Source organism: Agrobacterium vitis (genome assembly GCF_014926405.1).
GTDB lineage: Bacteria > Pseudomonadota > Alphaproteobacteria > Rhizobiales > Rhizobiaceae > Allorhizobium > Allorhizobium vitis_H.
In genome coordinates, this window is the sequence record NZ_JACXXJ020000005.1 from 813,764 (window position 1) to 839,533 (window position 25,770).

Annotated in this window: 24 protein-coding genes and 1 tRNA gene; 20 read left to right on the forward strand and 5 right to left on the reverse strand. The window is 56.8% G+C overall.

What is annotated here, in order from left to right; genetic code table 11:
• Nucleotides 1-25: 25 nt before the first annotated feature.
• From IEI95_RS14900 to IEI95_RS14945, 10 genes are all read left to right on the forward strand, one after another.
• Nucleotides 26-454: a DUF6950 family protein gene (locus IEI95_RS14900; RefSeq protein WP_234934227.1), complete on the forward strand. Its 429-nt coding sequence runs from the start codon at nt 26-28 to the stop codon at nt 452-454.
• The gene (locus IEI95_RS14905; RefSeq protein WP_194416654.1) at nt 455-5,008 is read left to right on the forward strand and encodes a phage tail protein; all 4,554 of its coding nucleotides are present in this window, start codon (nt 455-457) and stop codon (nt 5,006-5,008) included.
• Nucleotides 5,009-5,025: 17 nt separating this feature from the next.
• Nucleotides 5,026-5,493 (forward strand): hypothetical protein, encoded by a 468-nt coding sequence (locus IEI95_RS14910; protein ID WP_194416655.1) that lies wholly within the window; start codon nt 5,026-5,028, stop codon nt 5,491-5,493.
• Nucleotides 5,490-6,002 carry a hypothetical protein gene (locus tag IEI95_RS14915; RefSeq protein WP_194416656.1) on the forward strand — a complete coding sequence of 171 codons (513 nt, stop codon included), beginning with the start codon at nt 5,490-5,492 and terminating at the stop codon, nt 6,000-6,002. Before IEI95_RS14910 ends, IEI95_RS14915 begins: the two co-directional genes overlap by 4 nt.
• On the forward strand, nt 6,002-6,364 hold the full coding sequence (locus IEI95_RS14920; protein WP_194416657.1) for a hypothetical protein: 363 nt from the start codon (nt 6,002-6,004) through the stop codon (nt 6,362-6,364). Before IEI95_RS14915 ends, IEI95_RS14920 begins: the two co-directional genes overlap by 1 nt.
• Before the next feature lie 16 nt (nt 6,365-6,380).
• Complete coding sequence (locus tag IEI95_RS14925; protein ID WP_194416658.1) at nt 6,381-6,986, forward strand: hypothetical protein; 606 nt, start codon at nt 6,381-6,383, stop codon at nt 6,984-6,986.
• Between the two features lie 3 nt (nt 6,987-6,989).
• On the forward strand, nt 6,990-7,199 hold the full coding sequence (locus tag IEI95_RS14930) for a hypothetical protein (RefSeq protein WP_194416659.1): 210 nt from the start codon (nt 6,990-6,992) through the stop codon (nt 7,197-7,199).
• A 171-nt stretch (nt 7,200-7,370) separates the two neighbouring features.
• Nucleotides 7,371-8,207 (forward strand): DNA adenine methylase, encoded by an 837-nt coding sequence (locus tag IEI95_RS14935; RefSeq protein ID WP_194416660.1) that lies wholly within the window; start codon nt 7,371-7,373, stop codon nt 8,205-8,207.
• 57 nt (nt 8,208-8,264) lie between these two features.
• Entirely contained in the window at nt 8,265-9,284 is a 1,020-nt protein-coding gene (locus IEI95_RS14940; protein WP_194416661.1) for a nucleoid-associated protein, read from the forward strand.
• Nucleotides 9,265-10,440, forward strand: a complete 1,176-nt coding sequence (locus IEI95_RS14945; protein ID WP_194416662.1) for a hypothetical protein — start codon at nt 9,265-9,267, stop codon at nt 10,438-10,440. The genes IEI95_RS14940 and IEI95_RS14945 overlap by 20 nt, the downstream gene beginning before the upstream one ends.
• 191 nt (nt 10,441-10,631) lie before the next feature.
• Here the strand turns inward: IEI95_RS14945 and IEI95_RS14950 are convergent.
• A tRNA-Ile gene (locus IEI95_RS14950) sits at nt 10,632-10,707 on the reverse strand.
• Between the two features lie 162 nt (nt 10,708-10,869).
• On the opposite strand from IEI95_RS14950, the gene IEI95_RS14955 reads away from it, so the two are divergent.
• Nucleotides 10,870-11,616: an SIMPL domain-containing protein gene (locus IEI95_RS14955; protein ID WP_156536903.1), complete on the forward strand. Its 747-nt coding sequence runs from the start codon at nt 10,870-10,872 to the stop codon at nt 11,614-11,616.
• A 59-nt stretch (nt 11,617-11,675) separates the two neighbouring features.
• Here IEI95_RS14955 and IEI95_RS14960 read toward each other — a convergent pair whose 3' ends face one another.
• Nucleotides 11,676-12,314 (reverse strand): outer membrane protein, encoded by a 639-nt coding sequence (locus IEI95_RS14960; protein ID WP_156536902.1) that lies wholly within the window; start codon nt 12,312-12,314, stop codon nt 11,676-11,678.
• Between the two features lie 298 nt (nt 12,315-12,612).
• Complete coding sequence (locus tag IEI95_RS14965) at nt 12,613-13,476, reverse strand: DMT family transporter (RefSeq protein ID WP_156536901.1); 864 nt, start codon at nt 13,474-13,476, stop codon at nt 12,613-12,615.
• A 107-nt stretch (nt 13,477-13,583) separates the two neighbouring features.
• Between IEI95_RS14965 and IEI95_RS14970 the strand changes: the two genes are divergently transcribed.
• The 5 genes from IEI95_RS14970 (at nt 13,584) to IEI95_RS14990 (ending at nt 17,738) form a co-directional block, all read left to right on the forward strand.
• On the forward strand, nt 13,584-14,987 hold the full coding sequence (locus IEI95_RS14970; RefSeq protein ID WP_156536596.1) for an aminotransferase-like domain-containing protein: 1,404 nt from the start codon (nt 13,584-13,586) through the stop codon (nt 14,985-14,987).
• A gap of 80 nt (nt 14,988-15,067) precedes the next feature.
• Complete coding sequence (locus tag IEI95_RS14975) at nt 15,068-15,499, forward strand: plastocyanin/azurin family copper-binding protein (protein ID WP_015916566.1); 432 nt, start codon at nt 15,068-15,070, stop codon at nt 15,497-15,499.
• Between the two features lie 185 nt (nt 15,500-15,684).
• Entirely contained in the window at nt 15,685-16,506 is an 822-nt protein-coding gene (locus IEI95_RS14980; protein ID WP_015916565.1) for a thermonuclease family protein, read from the forward strand.
• 382 nt (nt 16,507-16,888) lie between these two features.
• Nucleotides 16,889-17,113 carry a hypothetical protein gene (locus IEI95_RS14985; RefSeq protein WP_141748632.1) on the forward strand — a complete coding sequence of 75 codons (225 nt, stop codon included), beginning with the start codon at nt 16,889-16,891 and terminating at the stop codon, nt 17,111-17,113.
• A gap of 139 nt (nt 17,114-17,252) precedes the next feature.
• Nucleotides 17,253-17,738 (forward strand): hypothetical protein, encoded by a 486-nt coding sequence (locus tag IEI95_RS14990; protein ID WP_156536594.1) that lies wholly within the window; start codon nt 17,253-17,255, stop codon nt 17,736-17,738.
• Nucleotides 17,739-17,851: 113 nt separating this feature from the next.
• On the opposite strand, the gene IEI95_RS14995 is transcribed toward IEI95_RS14990, so the two are convergent.
• On the reverse strand, nt 17,852-19,108 hold the full coding sequence (locus IEI95_RS14995) for an AGE family epimerase/isomerase (RefSeq protein ID WP_156536593.1): 1,257 nt from the start codon (nt 19,106-19,108) through the stop codon (nt 17,852-17,854).
• Nucleotides 19,109-19,366: 258 nt separating this feature from the next.
• On the opposite strand from IEI95_RS14995, the gene metH reads away from it, so the two are divergent.
• Nucleotides 19,367-23,140 carry a methionine synthase gene (gene metH / locus IEI95_RS15000; protein WP_156536592.1) on the forward strand — a complete coding sequence of 1,258 codons (3,774 nt, stop codon included), beginning with the start codon at nt 19,367-19,369 and terminating at the stop codon, nt 23,138-23,140.
• A gap of 79 nt (nt 23,141-23,219) precedes the next feature.
• Complete coding sequence (locus IEI95_RS15005) at nt 23,220-23,792, forward strand: hypothetical protein (protein ID WP_156536591.1); 573 nt, start codon at nt 23,220-23,222, stop codon at nt 23,790-23,792.
• Between the two features lie 108 nt (nt 23,793-23,900).
• On the opposite strand, the gene IEI95_RS15010 is transcribed toward IEI95_RS15005, so the two are convergent.
• Nucleotides 23,901-24,716, reverse strand: a complete 816-nt coding sequence (locus IEI95_RS15010; RefSeq protein ID WP_194416663.1) for an aminotransferase class IV family protein — start codon at nt 24,714-24,716, stop codon at nt 23,901-23,903.
• A 78-nt stretch (nt 24,717-24,794) separates the two neighbouring features.
• Between IEI95_RS15010 and IEI95_RS15015 the strand changes: the two genes are divergently transcribed.
• On the forward strand, nt 24,795-25,175 hold the full coding sequence (locus IEI95_RS15015; protein ID WP_156536559.1) for a MerR family DNA-binding transcriptional regulator: 381 nt from the start codon (nt 24,795-24,797) through the stop codon (nt 25,173-25,175).
• Nucleotides 25,176-25,300: 125 nt separating this feature from the next.
• Nucleotides 25,301-25,744 (forward strand): GNAT family N-acetyltransferase, encoded by a 444-nt coding sequence (locus IEI95_RS15020; protein ID WP_234891191.1) that lies wholly within the window; start codon nt 25,301-25,303, stop codon nt 25,742-25,744.
• The last annotated feature ends 26 nt before the right edge of the window (nt 25,745-25,770 follow it).

Sequence of the window (25,770 nt, forward strand, 5' to 3'; positions counted from 1 at the left end):
TCAGCGATCCCGCGAGGTCGCGCTGATGCAGACGCTTGTGCGCTTGAAAGACTGGCGATCGCGTTTCGAGGTGGCGATAGACGAGATCAAGGCCAAACCCTTCGAATGGTATGTGCATGATTGCGGACCAGGCCTTGCCGGCCGGCTTGTCCAGGCGCTGACAGGCGTCGATCTGGCAACTGACATCATCGCCAATCCCTATCATGACGAGGAAAGCGCTGCCACGATCGTTCGGGCGGCCGGGTTCGAGACGCTCGGTGCGCTGGTCGCGTCCTTGCTGCCGGAAATCCATCCCAGCCAAGCGCAAATCGGTGATATCGCCGCCATCGCTCATGACGGTCCTGTCGGTCATGCGCTGGGCGTGGTGAATGGTGAGCGGATCTTCGTGCTGCGACCGCAGGGCCTGGGGACTGTCAGCCTGCTTCATGCCACCATGGCCTTCAGGGTGGGTTAAATGGCGGTCAAAGCCCTCTTAATCCTGGTTTACCTGTTGCTCTCGGCCAATGCGGCCCACGCCGGACCGGTTGCTGGCGCGGTTGCCGCTATTGGTTCGTTTTTTGCGACGGGCATTGGCAGTGTGGTCGCGCGTGTTGCGGTCGGCTTTGGCTTTTCCCTGCTGCAAAAGGCATTGACCGGCAAAACCAAGACGGCGGCTTCCGGCCAGGTGCTGGAAATCAAGATGGGTGAAGACCAGCCGATGAGCTTTATCATCGGCTCGCGGGCCGTCGGTGGCCGGCGCAAATATATCGGCACCTGGGGCAGCGATGGCAGCACACCCAATGCTTATCTGACCGACGTCATCGAGCTTGCCAACCTGCCGTCCTATGCCGGACCCCAGGGGCTGAACAGCGTCTGGATCGATGACAAGAAATGCACGGTCGACTGGTCAAAGCCGCATGCGGATGGACGTGGTTATCCCGTGACCGAGTTTCGCAAGAGCGGCAAGGATTACCTCTGGATCAAATATTACGACGGCACCCAGACCGCAGCCGACAGCTTCCTGGTGGCGAAGTTTGGCGGCAATGCCGATCGACCCTACGGATCGGACCGCATCGGGCGTGGCGTTCAATATATCATTCTGACGGCCCGCTATAATTCCGATCTGTTTTCCGGGATGCCAACCGGCATCTATGAGCCGAAACCGACGCCGTTCTACGATCCGCGCAAGGATAGCACCAATGGCGGCAGCGGGACGCATCGCTGGAATGATCCTGCGACCTATGAGGCCACGCTCAATCCGATCACCGCCGCCTATAACATCGCCCGTGGCATCTACTACGGTGGCGACTGGTTTTACGGCGGCCAGAATGTTTCCGCGCACCGCCTGCCCAATGCCTCATGGTTTGCCGCCGCCAATGAATGCGACCGAACCATCAAGAATGCGCCACAGTTCCGCTGCGGCCTGGAAGTCACGCTCGATACCGAACCGCTGGACGTGCTTGAGGATCTGCGCATCGCCTGCGCCGGGCGCTTTGCCGAGGTAGGTGGTTTCATCAAGCCGCTGGTCGGCGCGCCTGGCTCTGCCGTTTATTCCTTTGACGATGACGGCATCGTCATCACCAAGGATCAGGATTTCGAGCCATTCCCGTCGCTAAAATCGACCCATAACCGCGTGACCGGCACCTATCCGGAGCCGGCCGAGAAATGGGCGACGAAAGACGCCCCGGAAAACCGCAATCTGACGCTGGAGGCAGAAGACGGCAGTCGTTCGCTGCCGGTTTCCGTTTCCTTTGCTGCCGTTCCCTATTCGGCGCAGGTCCAGTCGCTGATCGAAACCATGGTGAAGGAGCAGCGCCGGTTTCGAACCCATGTCGTCACCTTGCCCCCTTTGGCAGCAGCCCTGGAGCCGAATGACGTTGTCGCCTGGACCTCAGCGCGCAATGCCTATTCGAACAAGAAGTTTCTGGTGACGGGAAACACCGGTCAGTCCGGCATGTTGCGGCAGGTGGCGCTAACGGAGATCGATCCGTCCGATTACGATCCTCCGGAAACCATCGTGGCGCCGGTGATCGGCTGGACAGGACCGGTCGCGGCTCCGGTGCAAGCGATGACCGGCTTCCAGGTTTCGGCGGGTTCGGTCACCGATAGTGCCAGCCAGCAGCGCCGTCCGGCCATTGTGATCTCCTGCGCCAGCGATCTCGATGACGTTGCCCGTGTGTGGGTCAAAGTCCGTGTCAAGGCGACCGGTGTGATTGTTCTGGACAGCGACGCCAATCCCTATGGTGCGCCCGCCAGTTGGACGCTGTCGGGGAGTTGGTGCCTGGCGCTGACGGAATACGAGGTGCAGGGCAAACTGGTGCCGGTCAGCGCACGTCAAACGGAGGCTTCCGCGTGGATCGCGGTGACCACGCTGAACCTGTCGGAATCGTCTGACGTTCTTGACGGCTCGATTGTGTCGTCGAAAATTGCCGACGCTGCGGTGACGGCGTCCAAGATCATGGACGAGGCGGTCACCAATCTGAAGCTGGCGGATGCGGCGGTCGGCACGTCCAAGCTCCAGGTCGAGGCGGTGACGCAGGAGATCCTGGCGGCAAAGTCTGTCATTGCCGACAAGCTTGCCGATGCAGCGGTGACGGGTGCAAAGCTTGCTGCCCAGGCGGTCGATGAGACCAAGTTTGCCGCCAGTATTGAACCGGTGCACGTTGTCAGCGCCCTGCCGACCAGCCGCGTTTCTGCCTATGTCACCTTCAATGGCGAGGCTTATCGCTGGAACGGTGCGGCCTATGTGAAGACGGTGGCCACGGCTGAACTGACCGGGCAATTGATCGGTTCGCAAATCGCTGACCTTGCCATTGTCGCCTCCAAGATTGCTGACGGGATTATCACCGGGACCAAGGTCGCCGCCGACACCATCGGTGCCAATAACCTGGCGGCGAACTCGGTCACCGCCAAACAGTTGGTGCTGACAGACTTTACCAATCTGGTGCCTGACAACCAGATGCAGAATCCCGGCAGCTCTTGGGTTGGGTCCGGCTGGTCGTCCTGGACGGACCCCTATCTTGGCGGCATGGCATCCCGGTCGCAGATGAAGTTCACCTATGTGGCAGGCACCACGGGATACGGCAACGAGCTGCTCGGCAAGGCGTTTCCGGTCCAGGCCGGTGCGCAATACCGTGTGACCGGATCGGCCTATTCGAACGGCAATCAATCGCCGCTCTTGCGGATAAAATGGCTGGATCGAACCGGCGCCCTGATCAACTACATCGATTTCCTCCTCGGGGATCGCGGGGCCGGGCCGGTCACGGCAACGGTCAATCTGACGGCCCCGACAGGTGCCACGCAGGCGGTGATGGCCGCATATGTCTGGCGCACGACGACCAACAGCGATGTCTATGTCGGCGGTTTTGTTGTCCAGAAACGCAATGCGGCCGAGCTGATCATTGATGGCACGATCCTCACCAACATGCTGACGGCAGGCTCCGTGACCACGGACAAGCTGGCAGCCAATTCTGTCATCGCCGGCAAGATTGCTGCCGGCGCTGTCAATACCGACCAACTGGTTGCCGGTGCAGTGACGACGGCAAAGGTCGCCGCTGGCGCCATCACCACCACTCTGCTGGCGGTCGGTCAGGGCGCGAACTTCATCAAGAACTCGGACTTCTCGGCCGGGATCACCGGCTGGGGTGTGGAATATGCCAATGCCGATCTCGGCAAGTGGACCATGACCCTTCGGACCGACACCTTCGCTCCCGTACCCGGCGCCCTGGAAATCCGCCAGGTCAATGGGACGCAAGGGCTTGAGATCGGCGCTACCTATAAAAAAGACGGCTCCAACTACGACTATATCTCTGTGGAGGGCGGCAAATGGTATGAGCTATCGACCTATTACCTCGGGCATCGCTGCAACGGCATCCAGCCTTACATCGCCTTTGCCAATGCGGCCGGCAATGTCCTGGCCTTTGCCAATGCTGGCGTGTTTCCCGCAAACCAGAACATCGATCCGGGCAAGCAGCTGTCAAATTATCAGCGCGCCTGGTTCAAAGCCCAGGCACCGGCTGGCTCGGTCTATGCCTGGATTTTCTTCCGTCACAAGGGAACGATCAACGGGCAGAACGATAGCTATCTCTGGATCCACAAGCCGTTCTTCGGGGAGGCGACCGCCAATCAGAGCGAACCGACGCCGTGGTCTGCGGCCGGCGTCACGCTGATCCAGAACGGCAATATCGTTGCGGGATCGGTGCAGGCCGATAGCCTGGCTGTCAATTCGGTCATTGCCTCCAAAATCTCGGCCGGTGCGATCACCACGCCTGCCATTGCGGCCGGTGCTGTCGTTGGCACCAGCATTGCTGCATTGACGATCACCGGGACGAACATTGCAGCCGACACTATCGGTACAGACAAGCTGGCGGCCAATTCCGTGACAGCCAAACAGCTTGTTCTCACCGATTTTTCCAATCTGGTGCCTGACAATCAAATGCAGGACTTCGGAAACTCCTGGTCAGGCGCTGGCTGGTATCCTTGGACGGATCCGTATGTTGGCGGAATGGCGTCCCGCTCCCAGGCGAGGTACCCCTATGTTGCGGGCGCGACCGGCTATAGCGCTGAACTGGCGGGGAAGCTTTTCCCCGTGCAAGGCAGCACGCAGTACCGGGTGACGGGAACAGCTCTTGGCATCGCCAATCAATCTCCTCTTTTGCGGATCATTTGGTACGACGCAGCCGGCAACCTCATCTCCTTTATCGACTATCTCGCTGGGGATTCGGGGCCTGGGTTTCGCACGGCAACCGTCAATGTAACATCGCCCGCAAATGCCCGGCAGGCCCGGATGACGGCTTATGTCATGCGGACAACAACAACCGGGGACGTCTATGTCGGCGGCTTCGTCGTCAACAAGCGCAACGCCGCCGAGTTGATCGTTGACGGCGCGATCACCGCCAACCAGCTCTCGGTCAACAGCCTCTCCGCCATCACCGCAAATCTTGGCACCGTGACAGCCGGCGAGATCCGCAGCTCGAACGGCAAGATGATCATTTCCCTCAACGCCGGCACGATCCTGATCACCGATTAAATGGACTGGAGATTTCTATGAGCAACAGACTGTCCATCACACCGGGCCGGATGATCGTTACCAAAGCGGGATACGATGCGGCCGATCTGTCCGTTGCCGATCAAAACAAGGTCTTTGACAGCAATTGGGGCTTTACCGGCCTGATCATCGCGCGGGGTCAGATCACCGACCCCGCGCCCGCCAACGGCTCCGGGTCTGAGGCGTATTTTACAACGACCAGCACGCCGCTTGTCATCACGTTTCCGACGATTGGTTATGTGCCTGCGGCCTATGTGCTGAATGACTACACCCCTAACGCCAACAGTTTTCAGTCGCAGGGTGGCGTTGGCATGATGTGTACGGAGCCGGTCGGCAACAAGTTTGCCAGCACCCCGCCAACCATTGCCGATGGCTCGATCACTATTCCCAGACGAAACCACAACAATGGGAATTATGAGCGCTTCACCGGCGTCATCCGATACATCGTGTTTGCGATCTCCCAATGACCAACAGAATTCACATTGGCAGCCTGAACGGCGAAGTCGGTATCTTCATCAGTCAGCCCGGCGATGATGTCTATGCACCCACCAAGAGCCGCTTGCTCGATACGCGATTTGAGACGCTGGACCTGCACGTCAAGGGCAGCGTCAATATGCAGAACACCTATTACAACACCTCGACGCTGACAGCGACGATCTACTACAGCGAGATCACCTTCCCGGATCTGGGCTATACGCCGATCTTTCATGCCTCATTTTACAATCGTCTGAGCGGGCTTTCCGATCTGCCGGTCGGCAGTTGCTTTTACCCGACCACCTGGGGGCAGAACGACCGGCGCAGCAACATGGCGAACGCACTCAGCGCCAGCGACGGGCAGAGCAATATTCTCCGCTATACCGGGGCCTGGCTCGCCAACAACACGACGCTGCGGGCCAAGGTGGTCATTCTCGATACGTCGACCGACACCAACAGGTTTCAGTTCTGTTACATGATTTTCAAAAACCGGGGCGCGTGATGACCAACAGGATCTTCATCGGCCAGAACGGCAACAGCTATCAGATCCGGGTGTCGAAAGCGGGCTATGACGTGACTACTGTCACCGACCCCACGCAGCTCGCGTTCTATGAGACGCTTTCCGGCCTCGTACCCTTCGAGCAGGGGCTTGTGACGGTTGGATCAGGGGCGACAGTCAGCGTCACCCTGACCGGCACCTATACCTATTACCCGTTCATCGTGCTGCGCAACAACCTCAATCAGGTGCCGGGCAATTGGTATTACGCCCGCCTGACCCTCTCCACCAAATCACTCACCTTCAAGAACAATTACAGCGCCAGCATGGTGATCAAATACTGCGTGTTTCGAGAACTCGACTGGTAACGAAAGGAAATCCGACATGTACAATATCAGCAGCATGTATGAGGCCATGGTCGATGGCGTTATCGTCGAGGTCACGGCCGGCCGCTCCAGCCGCTGGGCAGCCATGGCCGCCTGGTGGCTTGGTCGCCAGCAGATCCTCAATGCTCGCACCTTCTGGTACGGCGTCGCGGCCCACATGACCAATGGCCTGACTTCGGAAGAGCAGACCGCTATCCAAGATCAGCTATTGAGTGATGAGCGGGCCTATCTCTCTGCTGTCACCGAACTGCCGGCCATTCCCGACTTCGTTGCCAGCACGGTGGACGGCTGGGTCAACGTGCCGATCTCCGACGAGACGTTGAAGGCGCGCTATCAGCTGGCCATTCAGCAGTTCATGAACGCCAAGGCGCGTGAGCGGGGCTATGACAGCCTGACCACCGCCGTCACCTATGTGGGCGACAAGCACGCGACCTTCGCGGCCGAGGCCGCAGCGCTCAAAGACTGGCGCTCCGATGTCTGGGTTTATTCCCTTGCCGAGCTGGAGAAGGTCATCGCCAAACAGCGGCCGATCCCGACGGTCGCGGATTTCCTCGCCGAGTTGCCGGCCTTCACTTGGCCCGAAACCCAAAGCGCGGAGGCTTGATCCATGAGCATTCTCGAAACGGCGTTGCGTGAGCGCAACAAGATGCTGGAGCAGCAGGCCGATCAATATGCGGGTGCAGTGGACAGCCTGTCGAACAGGTTGGCCGAGGCACTGCGGCGGCTGGCTCCGCACGATCCTGATTATGTCAGGGGCGAAGCGCCGGACCTGGTTCCGGTTGCCAGCGATCCGCCGACATCGGACGACGCTTCCTGATTTCGATTTGGGCTTGCGGCCTCTTTGGTCGCAAGCCGGATGCCGGGCGTTAATTCGCCCGCGACGGGCCTAAGATTGGCGTCCAAACCCGTCCGACAGCACTCTACGATAACCGTCGCACCCGTACCCTGCAGGGCGGGGCCTGTGTGACTGAGTCGTGAGATTTTTGAAATGGTGAATCATGAAGCCTTCCGGCCCGTCCCCAACACTCAGCCGCCGGCCGCCTGGATCGGTGGCAAGCGCAGCCTGGCACCGCGCCTGGTCAAGATGATTGAGGCGATACCGCACCAGACCTATGCCGAGCCGTTTGTCGGCATGGGCGGTGTGTTCTTTCGGCGGCGGAATGCGCCCAGGACCGAGGTGATCAACGACCGCAGTGGCGAGGTTGTGAACCTGTTCCGCATTCTTCAACGGCACTATCCGCAGTTCATGGATACGCTCAAATTCCAGATCACCAGCCGGCGCGAGTTCGAGCGGCTGAAGGCATGCGATCCTGCAACGCTCACCGATCTGGAGCGGGCCGCTCGTTTCATCTACCTCCAGAAGCTCGCCTTTGGTGGCAAGGTCGCAGGCCAGACCTTTGGCGTCCAGCACGAGGGCAGCGCCCGGTTCAATCTAACCCGGCTTGCTCCGCTCCTGGAAGATGTCCACGAGCGCCTATCCGGTGTCGTCATCGAGAACCTGGACTGGTTGGCCTTCATCAACCGCTATGATCGGCCGAGCGTGCTGTTCTATCTCGATCCGCCGTATTTCGGATGCGAGGACGATTACGGGAAGGCGCTGTTTGGACGCGATCAGTTTGAGGTTCTTGCAGGGCGTTTAAAGACCCTTCAAGGGCAATTTATCCTGTCCATAAATGACCGTCCGGAGGTCCGTGAGATATTCGTGGGCTTCAAGGCTGAAGGCGCAGAACTGACATATTCCGTTTCTGGCGGTAATGGGACCGAGGCGCGAGAGTTGATCTACTATGGCGGGCTGGAAGCAATTCATGATGGCTTTGCAGCTTGATGGTTGAGCGCGAGTCAGATTTACTCTCGGAACGCTAAAAAGGTTGGGGGGCTCTGCGTGTCAAATTCTATCGTGTCTGCAGTCGTTCATGATTTGAAACGTGACGATACAGGTTTCTCAATCAAGTTGGCCGAAAAACCTCTCGAAATCGGGAGTACTGCGCAGCGCGTGATTGATACGCTTTACGAGCTTTATGGACGTAGAGGATCCAAATCACACGGACGTTTTTCTGAGAATGAAGACAACTTCCCTACGTCTAAGCATCTGCGCAGTTATGTTGAAGATGACGCGATAGATTTTGCCGAGCTTACCGCCTCAATGATGGAAACTTTGCGTAAAGAGGCTAGTAGCCGACCTGCCGCGCAGCCTGGACACGTCTTTTTCGCTCATTTTACTCGGGCGGATTTGCATTACCTTCTTGTGGCTATCATTACCGACAAGTTGGGTGCCGCCTTGACGAATGATTTTGGCGTAATGGACGTGGAGCATTTGGATATCGAAGGTTTCCGGTTTGCGGGGCGAATCGGAATCTCCGCGTGGCTCGCCAATGAGCCTCGCTACATCAGCTTTCTCAAGGGCAAGGGGAATGTCGCCGATTATTTTCGCGATTTCCTCGGTTGTGACGCGTATGTCCAAGAACGCGAAGATACAAGGCGTTTGATTGGAGCTCTTAAGAAATTTGCCACCGATAAGGGTATGTCTCCTACGGAAAGGGATGAATTCTTCAAGCGGACGAAAGAAGTCTGCCAGCGGTACGCACGAAAGAGGGAAGAAATTTCGCTCGCGGCTCTTGCAAACGAGTTATATCCAACCGATCCCGGACCTTTAACTGACGCATTGTCTGATACGGACCTCGGGCTAAACGACAACTTTGTTCCAAACTCTCAGGCACTCAGTGCTCTAACTCGAATTAAAGCGTCTACGAAAAACTGGACGCTTGATTTTGACAGAGATGCTCTTGCTACTGGCCAGATCGTCTATGATAAGGATGCTCGCTCGCTACTGATCACCAACCTCCCCGACGCGACGGTCCAAGATTTAGAGGACGAGTTCAACGATGGAACGGGTCACCTTTGATCAGCTTCTCGAGCTTTATCGAAATACCGAATTTCTGTCCGTTGGTCGGGAAGGACTGCTGTCTGTTTCGACAGAAGAAATTCGAGGAATTTTGGGTCGGATAGATGCTGACCCTCGGGAAGCGGATCGTATTGGGTTTGCTTTTCAGGACGATATAAGTTCATGCGAAGTTGGCGACAAAATAAATGTGGAAGTAGGTAGTCCACGTCCTGGAATCGGCATATTGGTCGACAAGTTTGATGACCTTCTCCGCTCACCAGAGGCGTGTTTTTCTGAGCCTCAAAATTACTTTGTTATTGAATATAAAATTCACCGCAAAACTTCGCCGCCACACCGCCTTCAAACGATCTATCGTCAAGTCTTGGCTGTAATTTCAATTATTGCCGAGGCCGCCACATTCGCCGACCGGACTCGTCGGGAGTTGGTATTTATTGGAGATGGCAGAACGGTCATTCCTGCACTGTTTCAAAAGGCTGAGCTTGACGTTGTCGATCTAGGACAATGTTCAAAATTTTTGTCCTTGTTTGACAGTGTAACCCACAGGGATCAGAAGCTGGGCATTCTTAATGCTACGATCGTTAGAATGGTTCAGTCACTTCCGCGAGAAAGCAGATTACACCACCTTCTTTCGAACTTGGATGTTATCAACGATGACATTCAAAACGGTTACCGGCTTTTTGCATCCAGCTTCTCGTACTCAAAGGTGCGAAGCGAGCTTGCTGCCGCTAAACTTGAGTTCACCGGAAAGATTCATAAAACGATTGTCGACATCCAGGGGCAATTGCTCGGAATTCCCGCTGCCACGATCATTGTTGCGACTCAGATGAAAGAGCCCGGCTCTTGTCTTCAGTCATGGACGAACACGGCTATAATAGTTGGAGCATGGCTATTTGTGGTGCTTCTCCTCTTGTCGCTCATTAATCAATGGCTGACGTTGGCAGCCATTTCGGCTGAAATAAGCCGTCAAAAGCAAAAACTAGAGACGGATTATGCTGATCTTGGCAGCGAGTTGACCTCTACGTTTAACGGGGTAGCGGATCGGATTTGCTGGCACCGGATCGCCCTCGTGATAATTGGCTTAGTTAGTTGCGGCGGGGCGATGATTGCAAGTGCGGCGTATATTTACATCAAGCCTCTCTCGAACATCTGTTCTTGAATTAGGCTAGCGAAGTTGGGCGAATTATTTCGAGCAGTTTCTACGAATTCATTTTTCCGGTTCTGCGTGTCAAAATTCCGGAACTTCGCGGCGAGCTACACCGGAAGTGCGCGGCGAGCTACATTAATTTTTCCAGATCTTGGTGTCAAAATTCCGGAGGTGCGCGGCGAGCTACACCGGTGATATAAGAATGGTGGGCCTGGAGAGACTCGAACTCCCAACCAAGCGGTTATGAGCCGCCGGCTCTAACCATTGAGCTACAGGCCCGGCCTGGCGCGAGGGCCGGCGGTGGGGTTGGCAATGGTTCCAACGTCCATGGTGACGCTCTAGCGGAAAACGTTGGGTGCGACAAGTGTTTGCCGCAATGGTTTCGCAATAGGTTGTTTAGAGAGCGATTGAGCAATCAGAAAGCGGAGCCTGGGAGACGAGATGGTGAATTTGGGTGCGGTTTTGGGCCTTGGACGGTTTGGTTTTATGTTGGCGTCTCTGGCTTTTGTTTCTCCGGCTATGGCGCAGGAGGCCTCACGGCAGGAGGCGGTCATCAATGTGTCGGGTGAAGGAGAGGTCAGTCTGGCGCCGGATATGGCTTTGATGCAATTGGGTGTCGTGACTGAGGCTGCCGAGGCGGCCCAGGCGTTGAAGGACAATAACGAGGCTTTGGCCAAGGTGTTGAAATCTCTCAAGGACAAGGGATTGGCGGATCGCGATCTGCAGACATCCGGCTTTCAGATTACGCCGCGCTATCGGCAGGAGCCGGAAGACAAGGCCGATAGCCGCCCGCCGGTGATTGAGGGCTATTCCGTCAGCAATGGGCTGACGATTCGGGTGCGTGATCTGTCCAAGCTGGGCGGGGTAATCGATACGTCTGTTGGGCTTGGCGTCAACCAGGGTGGAGAGATCCGCTTCACCAATGACAAGCCGGAAACGGCCATTGATGAGGCCCGCAAATCAGCCATGGCGGATGCCTTGGCCAAGGCGAAAGTGCTGACGCAAGCGGCTGGCGTTAAGCTTGGCCGAATCATTTCCATCAATGAAAATTCAGCGCGGCCCTTCGAGCAGGGCATGATGATGAAAGCCAGCATGGCCCGGGATATGGCGCCCGCCCCAACGCCGATGGCGGCGGGTGAGAATACCTATCGCATCACTGTGAATGTCAGCTTTGCATTGGAGCAATAGTCAGCAATCACAAAAACAGCCCCGGTCGTTAAGCCGGGGCTGATGTCTGAGGCAGTCTATCAGAATTTGATGCCGATGCCGAGATTGACGACATTCTGCTTGCTGTCGAAATCGATGCCGCTAATATTCTTGGTGCCGTAATCGTTGTAGCGATATTCGAGGCGGGTAAAGATGCGATTGGTAATCGCATAATCGACACCAGCGCCGATGGTCCAGCCGTTCAGGGTCTTGTTGAAATCGCCGGACGAAGATTTGATATAGGTTCTGTCTGCCGTCCAGCCGCCAGCCACAAACAGCAGGGCGCGGTCAATGGCGTAACCGGCGCGGGCGCGGGCAGAGCCGGAGACATCCATGCCTACCTTGACGCCGGAATAGTTGTTTTCGTTCCAGTCGTAGTTCACATCGGCTTCTACGCCGAGAATCACGTTGTGGCCGACATCGAAGTTCCAGCCGCCAAAGCCGCCAATGCGGCCGCCATCGAAATTATCCGAGAGCGATGCGCCGCCCTGTGACAGTGTGGCATCCAGCCAGCCGTAACCACCGTAAACGCCGATATAGCCGCCTGCCCATGAAAACGCCGCAGGGGTTTCAACAGCAGCAGGAGCTGTCGGAACCTGGTCGACTGCATCGGCGGCCATGGCAATGCCTGTCGATACGAAGAGGGTTGCAGCGGTTGCAAGGAGGGTCAGTTTGTTCATAGTCGTCTCCACTCGTTTAATGAGTGAGTGAGATATAATCTATTCATTTGCGTGTATGTAGCAAAAATATCACGGTTTATGCAATTATGAGCTTTAAATTCCGCAAATGAGGCCAGTGCGCAGCTTATTCGTGTGTTTTCCTGTCAAATTTTCCGGGTTTTTGCTGTTTCTTTCCCTTCGATAGGGCGGGGAAAAGCCTGTGCATTTTGCTTTTGTGATGAATTTTTAGTTATTGGGGGCAGGGAAAGCCAAGGGCGCTCAGCGCCTTGGTATTTCCTGGCCGGTGTTTTGGTGAAGGCTATAGTGTAGCCCTTCTGGCACCAGTGACGCAGGCTACGATGGCAAGGGTGGTGACCAGCATGGAGGCGCTGACGGTTTCGTGGAGAAGGGCGGCGGCGAGCGCCAGGCCGAAAAACGGTTGCAGCAATTGCAATTGACCGATGGCGGCAATGCCGCCTTGGGCAAGGCCGCGATACCAGAAGATGAAGCCGATCAACATGCTGAACAGCGAGACATAGCCAAGGCCGAGCCAGGCACCAGCCGTGACACCACTGAGCGTTGATGGCAGGGTGAAGGCGGCGGCCACGACGCTGATAGGCAAGGCCAACGTCAGCGCCCAGCAGATCACCTGCCAACCACCCAACCGCCGCGATAGTCTCGCGCCTTCGGCATAGCCAAGGCCGCAGATTAGGATGGCGAGGATCATCAGCATGTCGCCGTAGGATGCGGTGGCGGCCCCTTGAGACAGGGCAAAGCCGATAACCAGCGCACTGCCGAGGCTGGAAAACAGCCAGAAGATCGGCCGCGGACGCTCACCGCCGCGCAGAACGGCAAACAGAGCGGTGGAAAGCGGCAACAACGCGATGAAAACCAGCGAACGGGCCGAGGGTATATGTTGCAAGGCGTAGGCCGTCAGCAAGGGAAAGCCAATCACCACGCAGAGTGAGACCATGGCGAGCGCTGCGATCTCCGCGAGGTTGGGTTTTGCCGGTCGAAACACCAGAAGCAGGCCGCAGCCGAGCAAGCCGGCGATGCTGGCGCGGGCGACGGTTAGAAAAACCGGATCGAAACTGCCGATCGCAGCCCGGGTTGCCGGGAGCGAGCCGCTAAAGATCAGCATGCCCAGAAAACCATTGATCAGCCCGCTCGTCGTCTTGTTCATGTGATGCTCCTGTTTTTGTTGTTCTTGCGCCGAGGTGATGGTTATGCCAGAGACGGTACAATACAATTTTGCCAAACTGTTATGGGTGTTTGAGCAATACAGAGGCGATGGTGAGCGATTTGGACGCGCAGGGAACAAGCCGGATCGAGACGGTAATGGCGGCTATCCGCACGCGTATTTCCTCCCGAAGTCTGGCGACGGGCGCGCGACTGCCCTCTGTGCGCGGCTTTGCCAAGACCATGCAGGTTTCGGTATCCACAGTGGTGGAGGCTTACGAACGGTTGGCGGCGGAAGGGTTGATCCGCTCGCGGCCGGGTTCCGGGTTTTTCGTGGCAGCCCCCTTGGCACCGCTGTCCTTGACCAATCTCGGACCTCGGCTGGAGCGGGAGATCGATCCGTTCTGGGTTTCTCGCCAATCGTTAGAGGCCGGTGGCGATCTGCTGAAACCGGGATGCGGCTGGCTGCCGCCTGATTGGTTGCCGCAGGCAGCTCTTCGCCGCGCCATGCGTATCCTTGGCCGTGCCGATGGTGCGGTGCTAACGGATTATGGTTCTCCGTTGGGTCTGCCGGGGCTTCGGCAATTGCTATCGCGGCGGATGGCCGATCATGGGCTGACGGTTGCGGCGGATGCGATCATGCTGACGGAATCGGGGACCCATGCCATTGATCTGGTCTGCCGGTTTTTTCTGGAGCCGGGCGATTGCGTTCTGGTCGATGATCCCTGCTATTTCAACTTTCATGCTCTACTGCGGGCGCACCGCGCCACCATCGTCAGCGTGCCTTATCTGGCGGATGGGCCGGATCTGGAGGCCTTCGCAGCCATTGTTGAGGCGCATAGGCCGCGGCTTTATATTACCAATTCGGGCGTGCATAATCCCACCGGCGCAAGCCTTTCGGCGGTGAATGCCCATCGTTTGCTGACACTTGCCGACCGGGCCGACCTGACCATCGTCGAAGATGATATTTTTGCCGATTTCGAAGATGTCCCCTCGGCGCGGCTATCGGCTTTCGATGGATTGAACCGGGTGGTGCAGATCGGCAGTTTTTCTAAGACATTATCGGCTTCGGTGCGCTGCGGTTATATCGCCGCCCGGCGTGATTGGATCGAGGGTCTGACCGACTTGAAGATCGCCACGAGTTTTGGTGGCGGGCGGCTTTCCGCCGAGCTGGTGCTGGCCGTGCTGACGGATGGTGGCTATCGCAAACATCTTGAAGGGCTGAAAACCCGGCTGGCCGGAGCGCGCAGCTCCGTGGCGGCGGAGTTGTCGTCGCTTGGCTTCACGCCCTGGCTCCAGCCGAAGGCAGGCCTTTTTCTGTGGTGTCGAATGCCTGACGGGATCGAATCAGGCGCTCTGGCCCGCCATTGCCTTGACGATGGTGTCATCCTGGCACCCGGTAATGTCTTCAGCCTGTCGCAGAATGCGGGCCGGTTCATGCGTTTCAATGTGGCGCAAACCATGGATGCGAGGGTTCTTGGCTCATTAAAGGCGGGTTTGCAGCAATTCCGGTGAAGGGTACGGCGCGTTCAGAGCGCTGTCAGCAATGATCATCATAGGTGGTGTCAGAAGAAACCCAATCAGGAGTTTACATCATGATGTTCAAGACCGGTCTTTACGCAGCCCTTATTGCAACGAGCCTGACGGCATCGGTGGCTTTCGCGGCTGAAACCCAGATCAAGGTCACCGAAACCGGTGAGGGTGGTGGCGCCATGGGGCTGAAGATGGAGCCTGCAACGGTTGCCGCTGGTCCGGCGGTGTTCCACGTTCATAACGATGCCATGTCGGAAGACCATGAGATGATCGTGGTAAAGCTGGCGACGCCGGATGCCAAGATCCCGCTCGATACAGCCAAGCACCGCGTTGACGAAAAGAAGTTGAAGAGCCTTGGTGAAGTGTCGGATTTGAAGCCCGGCGCCGATGGCAAGCTTAAGGTGACGCTGAAGCCAGGCAGCTATCTGGTGTTTTGCAATATCAAGGGCCATTACGAGGCCGGTATGCAGGGCACCCTGACCGTTACGCCCTGATCGGCATCCGATAATTTGATTGCCTCTTAATGATAAGCCCGCAGCGCTGCGGGCTTTTTCATGTCTGTGTCCTGGGCCGGTGCAGGGGCATGCTGTTTCATTTTGGAAGAGCTTTTCCCTTGAAGGCGCCAACCTTTTAGAAACTCTTAACGACGATAATGCCGCCATTCGATAAGGAGTTAAACATGGCGGCTAGAAAAGCAGCGGGAGGGGCAAGGCGCGGGGGCGCAAACAAACGCCGGTCATCCGGTGGGACGAGAGCAAAACGGACCGGGTCGGGCGGCAGCCTTTGGCCATGGTTTGGTGCGCTTGTCGTGGTGGTGGCCGGTGTTTCGGCCTATGACCACCGCAAGGAATTGCCGGGACTGATCGACAAGACGTTCGGAACAGGTGGCAAATATATCGCGCAATTGCAGGGCCATGCACCCCGCGAGACCAGTAGCCGCAGCGAGACTGGCCCGGTTCCGCCCGCAAGCGTTCCAACGCCGATGGCCCGCAGGCTTGATCCGACGCCACTGCCACCTGCCACGACGATGATACCGACAGCATCGATGATGCCGCGTTCAAGAGATGACAGTCCCTTGCCGCCCGCTACCACGCTGGTACCGGGACAGGTCGTTGCCTCGCTACAGCCGCGCGGGGTCGATAAGCAGCGGGTGTCCGGCAAGTTCTACTATTGCGGCACGAGTGGGCTCGACAATTGCGTTGTCGATGGCGACACATTCTGGGTCAACAAGACCAAGATCCGGGTTGCCGATATCGATGCGCCGGAAACCGAACAGGCGAAATGCAAATCCGAGCGCGACCGGGGCTTTGCCGCCAAGGTCCGGTTGCGTGATCTTCTCAGTGCCGGCAGTTTCGATCTTTCTCCCTTTGGCATGCGGGATGAAGACCAATATGGCCGGAAATTGCGCGTGGTGAGCCGCAATGGTCGTTCACTCGGTGCGATGATGGTCGATGAGGGATTGGTCAGACCCTGGACCGGCCATCGCCAGCCCTGGTGCTGAGAGAGTTTGCCTTAGGAAAAGTGGAACCCGGCTTTCCCGAAAAGACAAACGAAAAAAGCTAAGAGTGTGTCTGGTTCAATCTGAACCTGACACACTCCGGATGTTTTTTCTGTGCCGTTTTGAGGGATGCACGCCTATGTTGTGCCATTTCGTGTCGCACGCCTCCAAAACTTGCCAGTCTTGCCACTTTTGCGCCATCTGCACGACATCAGATCGTAACACCTTGGCTTTATGCTTTCCTCCATAAGCAGAGAATAAAAAACTTTTGGAACTCATGGAGCAAAATCCGGTTTGCGGCGTTCCTAATTGTTTGCTGACTTCAAAGAAGCCTAAGGCAAAGATTGCGCGGCACGCACAGCACGGACAAAGGGAGAAAAGACCAGTGACCTACGATATGACTGACCTGACCATGTCCGAAGTTCTCAAGGACCCAATGATCCGTCAGCTCTTGCGGGCAGACGGAGTATCCCTCAGTGCTTTTGCCGTCCTGCTGGACGATGCAGCCCGCCAGCGTAATCTGGCCTTGCGTTGCCGCAAAGCTGGCGTTCCGGCAGCCCATGTGATCGACAGTCTTTCCCATGTGCAGGGACCAGCCGACTGCCTGTAACGTTTGACGTAATCTGTGCCAGCAGCCCCATTTTCAATGGCCGCTGTTATTCTGCCGCGATGACCACGCAAGGCTCGCGGCAGTTTCGTCTTCTACCACGATTCATGGTCCGAAGTTGAGGCGAGCGTAAGGGTTGGCAATGAAGATAGCTCGGTTGTTTTTGGCGCTGTCCGTGGCTGCAATTGGTTCTGCGACAGTTGTCCATGCCGCAGGTGCCAAGGAAACGGCCCAGCCGCAGTTTGCGTCGGTCAAGGGGCGATGCCTGCGGGTTTCCATTGGCGATCAGGATCTGACCAAGGCCTGCTCTTCCGAAATTGGCCGCAGCCTGCATAGCGATGGCCGCTCCGGCCTTTATTTCTTCATGGGCACTACGCATATCATTACCTTTACCGGCGTCCCCTCCAAGGAAAAGCCGCGCGACAAGGGCCAGATTGAGACGCTCAAGCTGGACGAAGTCATCCTCAATGATGGAAGCACCAAGAGCGGCTTGCAGCGGATCGCTGCCAATGGCGCCTGCAATACCAGCCAGATCAATAATGATCGTTTCTTGGTGGCTTGCACCGGCACGCTGCAAAAAGGCACGAAATTCGCGGCCAGTTTTGAAATCGACAAATCGCTGAAATAGAGCATTTCCAGGAAAAGTGTGAAGCGGTTTTCCGTCCAGAAATGCGTAAATGTTTCAGATAACCCGCCTTCGGGTTGAAGGCGGGCTTGCAACAGGTGCTTGTCGCTCTTGAATTACACGTCCAGCGGATATTCCTGGATAACCTTGGTCAGGCTGCCTTCGGCTGGAAACAGCGGAATAAGGCAGGCTTGAAGGGCGTGATAGATGTCACCCTTGCCCGGAAACAGGCTGTTTGATGGCACAAGGTCTTCCGTCATTTCTTCGTGCCAGCCACCGAATTGCTTGTCGATGGTGTTGTTGGCGATGAAATTCCAGATCTTGCGGTAGTTTTCCTCGTTCAGGTCGCGGCCCTGGTGCTGGTTGAGGTAATGGGCAGCGCCTGCGGCCTCGCAAAGCGGCCACCACAGTTTGAAGGTTTTGGCGGGGACATTGTCCCAATCCAGCGTGTAGTAAAAGCCGCCTTTCTTGCGGTCCCAGCCCAGCAGCATCGATTGGTAGAACAAGCCGCTTGCCGCTTCCGGCATCCAGTCATGCTGCTTGCCGGTCAGCACCCAGAGCTGCAACACCAGGCGCGCCCATTCCAGCCAATGGCCGGGTGTGGTGCCAGCGGGGCGGAACATTTCATTAGGGTGATAGTAATTGCGGTCCACCACCCATTCCTCATCGAAATGTTCGGCAACGCGGAAGGCTTCTTCGCGGGCGCGGCGGTTGATGATCAGATCGGCGATCCGGGTGGCCTTGTCGAGATAATGCTGCTCGCCGGTCGCCTCGAAGGCGGCCATCAGCGCTTCGGTGAGATGCATGTTGGAATTCTGGCCGCGATAGCCGGCGACCGGCTGCCAGTCCTCCGAGAATTCCTCGGCAATGGCGCCGTGGCGCTCCTCCCAGAATTTGGTCTCCAGCACCTCGGTAATGTCTTCCAACATCCGGTCGGCCAGCGGATGGCCGACGGTTTTGGCCGAAGAGGCGGCCAGCAGCACGAAAGCATGGCCATAGCCCTGCTTGGAGCCATCGGCGACGCCATCGTCGTTCAATTGCCAGACATAGCCGCCGTTCTTTTCATCACGGTGTTTGCGCCACAGATAACGCATGCCGTGGTCCACCACATCGGCAGCGCCGGGACGGCCCAGCAGATCGCCGATCGCATAGCAATGCACCATGCGGGCGCTGGCGTGGATGCCGCGCACCGGATTGTCTGTCGTCAATGGTGTGCCGTCGCGGGCAAGATCGTAGAAGCCGCCCTTGGGGTTGATCGCAGCGGTTTGGAAAAAATCAAACAGGCCATCGGCCTGATCCAGCAGCCATTTGCGATGGTAAGGCCGTCCGCTCCATTGGTCAGCTAGCGGTTTTCCTTGATTGACGTTCGACATATCATCCTCCACGCGGTACAAAATCGCCCGTGTCTATACTGCATAATGGACGAAATCGAAATCGATTTAAGGAGAAAATTATCCAGCAGCCATAGAGTGTTACCGCTCCGTTCACCCTTTATGATAGACTGTGCCGCGATGCGTTTGGAAGGCACGGTGCCGGCTGAACGGCGCGATCTAATGGTGTGGTCGTATATTGACATAAACATATCTTTATGTGATTGGGTACGTAACCCTGGGAACGGAAGGAAGTCGCTCATGCTCGATCAATTGTTTGGACGTGAAGGGGCGAACCGCGACGGCGCAGAGATCCTCAAAGCTCTGCAACAGGCGGCGCGTGAGCGTATTCTGATCCTCGACGGTGCTATGGGCACGGAAATTCAGGGCCTTGGCCTGGATGAAGATGATTTTCGCGGCGAGCGTTTCATTGGTTGCGCCTGCCACCAGAAGGGCAATAATGACCTTCTTATCCTGACCCAGCCGGAAGCCATTGAAGACATCCATTTTCGCTACGCGATGGCGGGGGCGGATATTGTCGAGACCAACACCTTCTCATCGACCCGAATCGCGCAAGCAGATTATGAGATGGAAGGCGCTGTCTACGATCTCAACAAGCATGGCGCGCAGGTCGTGCGCCGCGCGCTTCTTCGTGCAGAGCGCGAAGATGGCAAGCGCCGTTTTGTGGCCGGTGCGATTGGCCCGACCAACCGCACGGCGTCCATTTCGCCCGACGTCAACAATCCCGGCTACCGCGCTGTGTCGTTTGATGATCTGCGCCTTGCCTATGGCGAGCAAATCGATGGCCTGATTGATGGCGGTGCCGATCTCATCCTGATTGAGACGATTTTCGACACGTTGAACGCCAAGGCGGCGATTTTTGCCTGCGAGGAGCGCTTCCTCGCCAAGGGCATTCGTCTGCCGGTGATGATATCAGGCACGATCACCGACCTTTCAGGCCGCACCCTATCTGGCCAGACGCCTTCGGCGTTCTGGAACTCGGTGCGCCATGCCAAGCCATTTACCATTGGCCTGAACTGCGCGCTGGGTGCTGATGCCATGCGTCCGCATTTGCAGGAACTGTCGGGCCTTGCTGATACCTTCGTTTCTGCTTACCCCAATGCCGGCCTGCCGAATGAGTTCGGCCAATATGACCAGAGCCCGGAATATATGGCAAAGCTGGTGGAAGGCTTTGCTGAGGAAGGCATCGTCAATGTGGTTGGCGGCTGCTGTGGGTCCACACCTGCGCATATCCAGGCCATTGCCGAAGCGGTAAAGGGAAAGACGCCACGCCAGCCGGTTGAGCACCGCCCGTTCATGTCGCTTTCGGGCCTTGAGCCTTTCGTGCTGACCAAGGATATTCCCTTCGTCAATGTCGGCGAGCGCACCAACGTCACTGGTTCGGCCAAATTCCGCAAGCTGATAACCGCTGGTGATTACAACGCCGCCCTCGTGGTGGCGCGTGATCAGGTCGAAAACGGCGCGCAGATCATCGACATCAACATGGATGAAGGTCTGATCGATTCAGAAAAGGCCATGGTTGAATTCCTCAACCTGATTGCCGCAGAACCGGACATTGCCCGCGTTCCTGTGATGATCGATTCATCCAAGTTCCAGATCATCGAATCTGGCCTGAAATGCGTGCAGGGCAAGCCGATCGTCAATTCCATCTCGCTGAAGGAAGGCGAGGAAAATTTTGTCGCCCAAGCCAAGCTGATCCGCAATTACGGTGCCGCTGTTGTTGTCATGGCTTTTGACGAGACAGGGCAGGCCGATACTTACGAGCGCAAGGTTGCGATCTGTGAGAGGGCCTACAAAATTCTCACCGAAGAAGCGGGCTTCTCACCGGAAGACATCATCTTCGACCCGAACGTGTTTGCCGTTGCCACCGGCATTGAAGAGCACAACAATTACGGGGTTGATTTCATTGAGGCGACCCGCACCATCCGTCAGCGTATGCCACTGGTGCATATTTCCGGCGGTGTCTCCAACCTGTCCTTCTCGTTTCGCGGCAACGAGCCGGTGCGCGAGGCCATGCATGCGGTGTTCCTCTACCACGCCATTCAGGCGGGTATGGACATGGGCATTGTCAACGCTGGCCAGTTGGCGGTGTATGAAAGCATTGATGCCGAGCTGCGCGAAGCCTGCGAAGATGTGGTGCTGAACCGCCGCCCTGATGGCACAGAACGCCTGCTGGAAATCGCCGAGCGCTATCGCGGCACGGGCGAGGCGAAAGCCCGCGTGCAGGATATGTCTTGGCGCGAACTCCCTGTGGAAAAGCGGCTGGAGCATGCGCTGGTCAACGGCATTACCGAATTTATCGATGCTGATACTGAGGAAGCGCGGCAGAATGCGGCGCGGCCTCTGCACGTCATCGAAGGTCCGCTGATGGCGGGCATGAATGTGGTGGGCGATCTGTTTGGCGCGGGCAAAATGTTCCTGCCGCAGGTGGTAAAATCCGCCCGCGTGATGAAGCAGGCCGTGGCTGTGCTGCTGCCTTACATGGAAGAAGAAAAGCGCGCCAATGGCGGCACGGGCGAGCGCGAAGCCGCAGGCAAAATCCTGATGGCCACCGTGAAGGGCGACGTGCATGACATTGGCAAAAACATTGTCGGCGTGGTTTTGGCCTGCAACAATTACGAGATCATCGACCTTGGCGTGATGGTGCCTGCGGCCAAAATTCTGGAAGTGGCGATCAAGGAAAATGTCGATATCATCGGTCTTTCCGGCCTGATCACCCCATCGCTGGATGAAATGGTGCATGTGGCCGCTGAAATGCAGCGCCAAGGCTTTAACGTGCCGCTGCTGATCGGTGGCGCCACCACCAGCCGGGTGCATACGGCGGTGAAAATCCATCCGCAATATCAGAAGGGCCAAGCGGTTTACGTGCTGGATGCCAGCCGCGCCGTGGGCGTAGTCTCGTCCTTGCTGTCGCCGGATACCCGCGACACGACGATTGAAACCTTGCGCACTGAATATGCCAAGGTGGCCGATGCCCACGCCCGCGCCGAGCTGGAAAAACAACGTCTGCCAATTGCCCGCGCCCGCGCCAACGCCGCCAAGGTGGATTGGACCAATTATAAGCCGAAAAAGCCAAGCTTCACCGGCATCAAGGTGTTTGACGATTACGACCTCAAGGAATTGGCACAGTACATCGACTGGACACCTTTCTTCCAGACATGGGAGCTGAAAGGCCGTTATCCCGCTATTCTGGAAGATGAAAAGCAGGGCGAAGCCGCCCGCGCGCTCTTTGCCGATGCGCAAGCCATGCTGACCAAGATTATTGACGAAACATGGTTTCGCCCCCGCGCCGTCATCGGCTTCTGGCCAGCCAACAGCGTTGGTGATGATATCCGCCTGTTCACGGACGATGCCCGCAGGCAAGACCTCGCCACCTTCTTCACGCTCCGCCAGCAGCTTTCCAAGCGCGATGGCCGCCCGAATGTCGCCCTGAGTGATTTCGTGGCCCCGGTTGATAGCGGCGTGGAAGATTACGTTGGCGGCTTTGTGGTCACGGCAGGTATCGAAGAAGTGGCGATCTCTGAGCGGTTCGAGCGTGCCAACGACGATTACTCCTCCATCATGGTCAAGGCCCTTGCCGACCGCTTCGCCGAAGCCTTCGCCGAGCGCATGCATGAGCGCGTGCGCAAGGAATTCTGGGGTTACGGTGCAGACGAAGCCTTTGCGCCAGAAGAGCTGATCGCAGAATCCTACGCCGGTATCCGCCCAGCCCCCGGCTATCCTGCCCAGCCTGACCACACCGAAAAGGTCACGCTGTTCAACCTGCTGGACGCCACGGCCACGACAGGCGTAACACTGACGGAAAGCTACGCCATGTGGCCCGGCTCCTCCGTCTCCGGCCTCTACATCGGCCATCCGGATAGCTATTATTTTGGCGTGGCCAAAGTGGAGCGCGATCAGGTGGAAGATTACGCGGCCCGCAAGGGGATGGAAGTGCGCGAGATTGAGCGTTGGCTTGGGCCAGTGCTGAATTACGTGCCGAAGGCAGCGGTGGATGAGGATGCTGCGGCGTAACGTCTCAAGGCGTATCGGTTGTTGTGCTGCATCAAAGCGATATGATTTGGCATAGCAACCTTTAGCCTTGGAGGTCACGATGACGCTGCTTGCAACGTATCTTCCAAACTATAGCTTCCGGGAAGTGCACTCCTGCGTGATTTCAGCATCGACGGATACGGTCATTAGCGCAGCGGCAGACTATTCACCGGAGGCTGACCCAATATTTCGAAAGATGATTGGTCTTCGGGAATTACCTACGCGCTTTGCCAGCTTTCTGAGAGGGAAGCAGTCGCAACTGCCGCCACCCTTCGGTATGCACAATTTTACGCTGCTGGAACGGCGCGATGGTGCCGAACTGACCTATGGTCTGGTTGGTCGGTTCTGGCGGCCTGATTTTGGTCTTGTTCCTATCAAAGATGGAAGCGCGTTTCTCCGTTTTGATACGCCGGGCGTGGCAAAGCTCGCCCTGGGTTTTTCGGCTGCTCGCCAAGCGGATGGCACGACCCGCCTTGTCACGGAAACCCGCGTATTCTGCCCGGATCGCGCCTGCTGGCTGAAATTCGCACCCTATTGGTATGTGATCCGTCCTGTGAGCGGCCTTATCCGGGGTCGGATATTGGCTGCGATGAAGCGAGCGAGCGAAAGTGTCCCTCCATCCGTTATCGTCTAAGATTCTGATTTTGCGTATAAAATTCGCACAATGGCGTAGGTCGATGGGAGCCACATAGGCTGCTTATTGCGGCCTATGATATTTTCTCCCGCTCTATTTCCGTCTTCTTCATCCTATTGAAATTGCAGGTTCGGCTTGGTAGGCGCGGTGGAGCAGCTCCGTTAACGTGCTGGTCTCTGTGAAATTCGTAGTCTCTATGCTGCTGATCGCAATGCCGGGTGTCCATGAATTCATCAGGGCGGCGCTTGTCATGTTTTTAAGGTCTTCCAGCCTGACCTCCTGTTGCCGCTGAGGAATGCCCAGTTTTTCCAACTGACGGCGAATGATGCCCATTGTTACGCCATGCAACATATCGGCGCGGGGCCAGACAACGGCTTCACCATCCCAAAACACCAGATTCCAGATTGTTGCCTCACTCAGCCGACCTTTTGTATCCAGAAAAGCAGCATCGTCAAAGCCACGTTCAACGGCTTTGCGCAGGTAATATGTTTTGGTAGATTCGCCAACATGCTTAATCGAGGCGAGAGGGCGTTCATGAAGAACGACATCCAGTCGCAAAGGTCCTGCTGGGCCATTCGAGGGGCGGGCTGTGCGCACCAGAATGGCGAGATTGTCTGGTGCAGCAGGAACTGTGAATTCACCGCTGCGGGAGAATATCGTTGCGGTGAGTGACAGATCATTTGGCGCTCCATTGAGCACTGTGCGCAAATGGGCGCGGACCTGCTCATCGGGCAGTGCCATTCCGAACATTGCAAGAGATGCCAGACGCAGGCGTTCCAGATGCAGGTCAAGTCCTCGCACGCGCCCTTGCCGCACTTGCATGGCGGTGAAATGCGCAAAGCCTGAGAAGGCGAGTGGGGCGAGATCGTCCGCCGATACGGCGTGGCCATTGAGCGTGGTCTTGCAAGGAAAACAATCGGACATGGTGTTGCTCCTGTGTGGGTTCACATTGGTGAGCATTGGCTCTACACTGTGACAGCACTGTCAGGGTCAAGAGGATTTATGAGAATTGGCGAATTTGCCCGGCAGACGGGCACGAGCATACGCATGCTGCGTTATTACGAGGCGGAAGGGTTGTTGACACCCACACGAACGGCCAGCGGATATCGCGACTATGGGCAAGCGGAGAAAAATGTTATCGAGCGCATCAAGCTGCTTGGGGCTGCCGGCATGACGCTTCCTGTGATTTTGCAGTTTTTGCCATGCGCCCTTGATGCCCGCGCTGAGTTTGAGCCTTGCGACGAGCTTCGGTCAATCCTGCGCCAGCATGTTGCGCTTGTTGACCAGCGTGTCGATAAGCTGGTGCAAAGCCGTACATTGCTCTCGGAGCTTTTGACCACGCTGGATGAGCAGGACCCAAATCTGGTTGAAACCCAAGCTTGATTTGATCTTGCCGTATGGTTGCAGCTTGGCTCCAAAGGTAGAAGCAGTATTGTTGTGTCCCTGTGATATTTGGAGAACAGTTGACAATGTTAATCAGACCTTCGACCTCTCTTGATGCACAAGGGATGAGCGATGCCCTGAACGAGATTTTTGCAGCAGGCTTGCGCAAAAGTGCTGGTGATCCGCAATTGGTGCTGGCGAACTATATTGAGCACAAGGACCGTATCGAGTGCTCAGTCGCGCAGGATGATGAGGGCCGTATTTTCGGCTTTCAGTCACTACGATTTGCGACTGTGGATAATCCTTATGGCACGCCAGTGGGGTGGGGCATTATCGGTACGCATATCAGTCCGCTTGCGGCCAGAAGAGGCATTGGTTCGGCCCTGTTCCGCGCAACATTGCAGGCCGCAAAGAGTTTTTCGCTGGATAATATTGAAGCCGCGATCGGTGCCGATAACGAAGCAGGCTTGGCTTACTATGAGGCAATGGGTTTTCGGACCTATCGCTCTTCAGAAGTGACGATTTGCAAGGTGTATCGTATCGAGGCTGATGCGCATAAGCCTGTTTGAGGGTGCATTTCTGCGATGGGGTGGAT

Excerpts from the sequence above, each read along its gene's own strand:
- IEI95_RS14995 (WP_156536593.1), bottom strand. The coding sequence starts at position 19,108 with ATGTCGAACGTCAATCAAGGAAAACCGCTAGCTGACCAATGGAGCGGA.
- IEI95_RS14960 (WP_156536902.1), bottom strand. The coding sequence starts at position 12,314 with ATGAACAAACTGACCCTCCTTGCAACCGCTGCAACCCTCTTCGTATCG.
- IEI95_RS14920 (WP_194416657.1), top strand. The coding sequence starts at position 6,002 with ATGACCAACAGGATCTTCATCGGCCAGAACGGCAACAGCTATCAGATC.
- IEI95_RS14900 (WP_234934227.1), top strand. The coding sequence starts at position 26 with ATGCAGACGCTTGTGCGCTTGAAAGACTGGCGATCGCGTTTCGAGGTG.
- IEI95_RS14930 (WP_194416659.1), top strand. The coding sequence starts at position 6,990 with ATGAGCATTCTCGAAACGGCGTTGCGTGAGCGCAACAAGATGCTGGAG.
- IEI95_RS14925 (WP_194416658.1), top strand. The coding sequence starts at position 6,381 with ATGTACAATATCAGCAGCATGTATGAGGCCATGGTCGATGGCGTTATC.
- IEI95_RS14965 (WP_156536901.1), bottom strand. The coding sequence starts at position 13,476 with ATGAACAAGACGACGAGCGGGCTGATCAATGGTTTTCTGGGCATGCTG.
- IEI95_RS14905 (WP_194416654.1), top strand. The coding sequence starts at position 455 with ATGGCGGTCAAAGCCCTCTTAATCCTGGTTTACCTGTTGCTCTCGGCC.
- IEI95_RS14910 (WP_194416655.1), top strand. The coding sequence starts at position 5,026 with ATGAGCAACAGACTGTCCATCACACCGGGCCGGATGATCGTTACCAAA.
- IEI95_RS15005 (WP_156536591.1), top strand. The coding sequence starts at position 23,220 with ATGACGCTGCTTGCAACGTATCTTCCAAACTATAGCTTCCGGGAAGTG.
- IEI95_RS15020 (WP_234891191.1), top strand. The coding sequence starts at position 25,301 with ATGAGCGATGCCCTGAACGAGATTTTTGCAGCAGGCTTGCGCAAAAGT.
- IEI95_RS14935 (WP_194416660.1), top strand. The coding sequence starts at position 7,371 with ATGGTGAATCATGAAGCCTTCCGGCCCGTCCCCAACACTCAGCCGCCG.
- IEI95_RS14970 (WP_156536596.1), top strand. The coding sequence starts at position 13,584 with ATGGTGAGCGATTTGGACGCGCAGGGAACAAGCCGGATCGAGACGGTA.
- IEI95_RS14945 (WP_194416662.1), top strand. The coding sequence starts at position 9,265 with ATGGAACGGGTCACCTTTGATCAGCTTCTCGAGCTTTATCGAAATACC.
- IEI95_RS14990 (WP_156536594.1), top strand. The coding sequence starts at position 17,253 with ATGAAGATAGCTCGGTTGTTTTTGGCGCTGTCCGTGGCTGCAATTGGT.
- IEI95_RS15015 (WP_156536559.1), top strand. The coding sequence starts at position 24,795 with ATGAGAATTGGCGAATTTGCCCGGCAGACGGGCACGAGCATACGCATG.
- IEI95_RS14955 (WP_156536903.1), top strand. The coding sequence starts at position 10,870 with ATGGTGAATTTGGGTGCGGTTTTGGGCCTTGGACGGTTTGGTTTTATG.
- IEI95_RS14975 (WP_015916566.1), top strand. The coding sequence starts at position 15,068 with ATGATGTTCAAGACCGGTCTTTACGCAGCCCTTATTGCAACGAGCCTG.
- IEI95_RS14915 (WP_194416656.1), top strand. The coding sequence starts at position 5,490 with ATGACCAACAGAATTCACATTGGCAGCCTGAACGGCGAAGTCGGTATC.
- metH (WP_156536592.1), top strand. The coding sequence starts at position 19,367 with ATGCTCGATCAATTGTTTGGACGTGAAGGGGCGAACCGCGACGGCGCA.
- IEI95_RS15010 (WP_194416663.1), bottom strand. The coding sequence starts at position 24,716 with ATGTCCGATTGTTTTCCTTGCAAGACCACGCTCAATGGCCACGCCGTA.
- IEI95_RS14980 (WP_015916565.1), top strand. The coding sequence starts at position 15,685 with ATGGCGGCTAGAAAAGCAGCGGGAGGGGCAAGGCGCGGGGGCGCAAAC.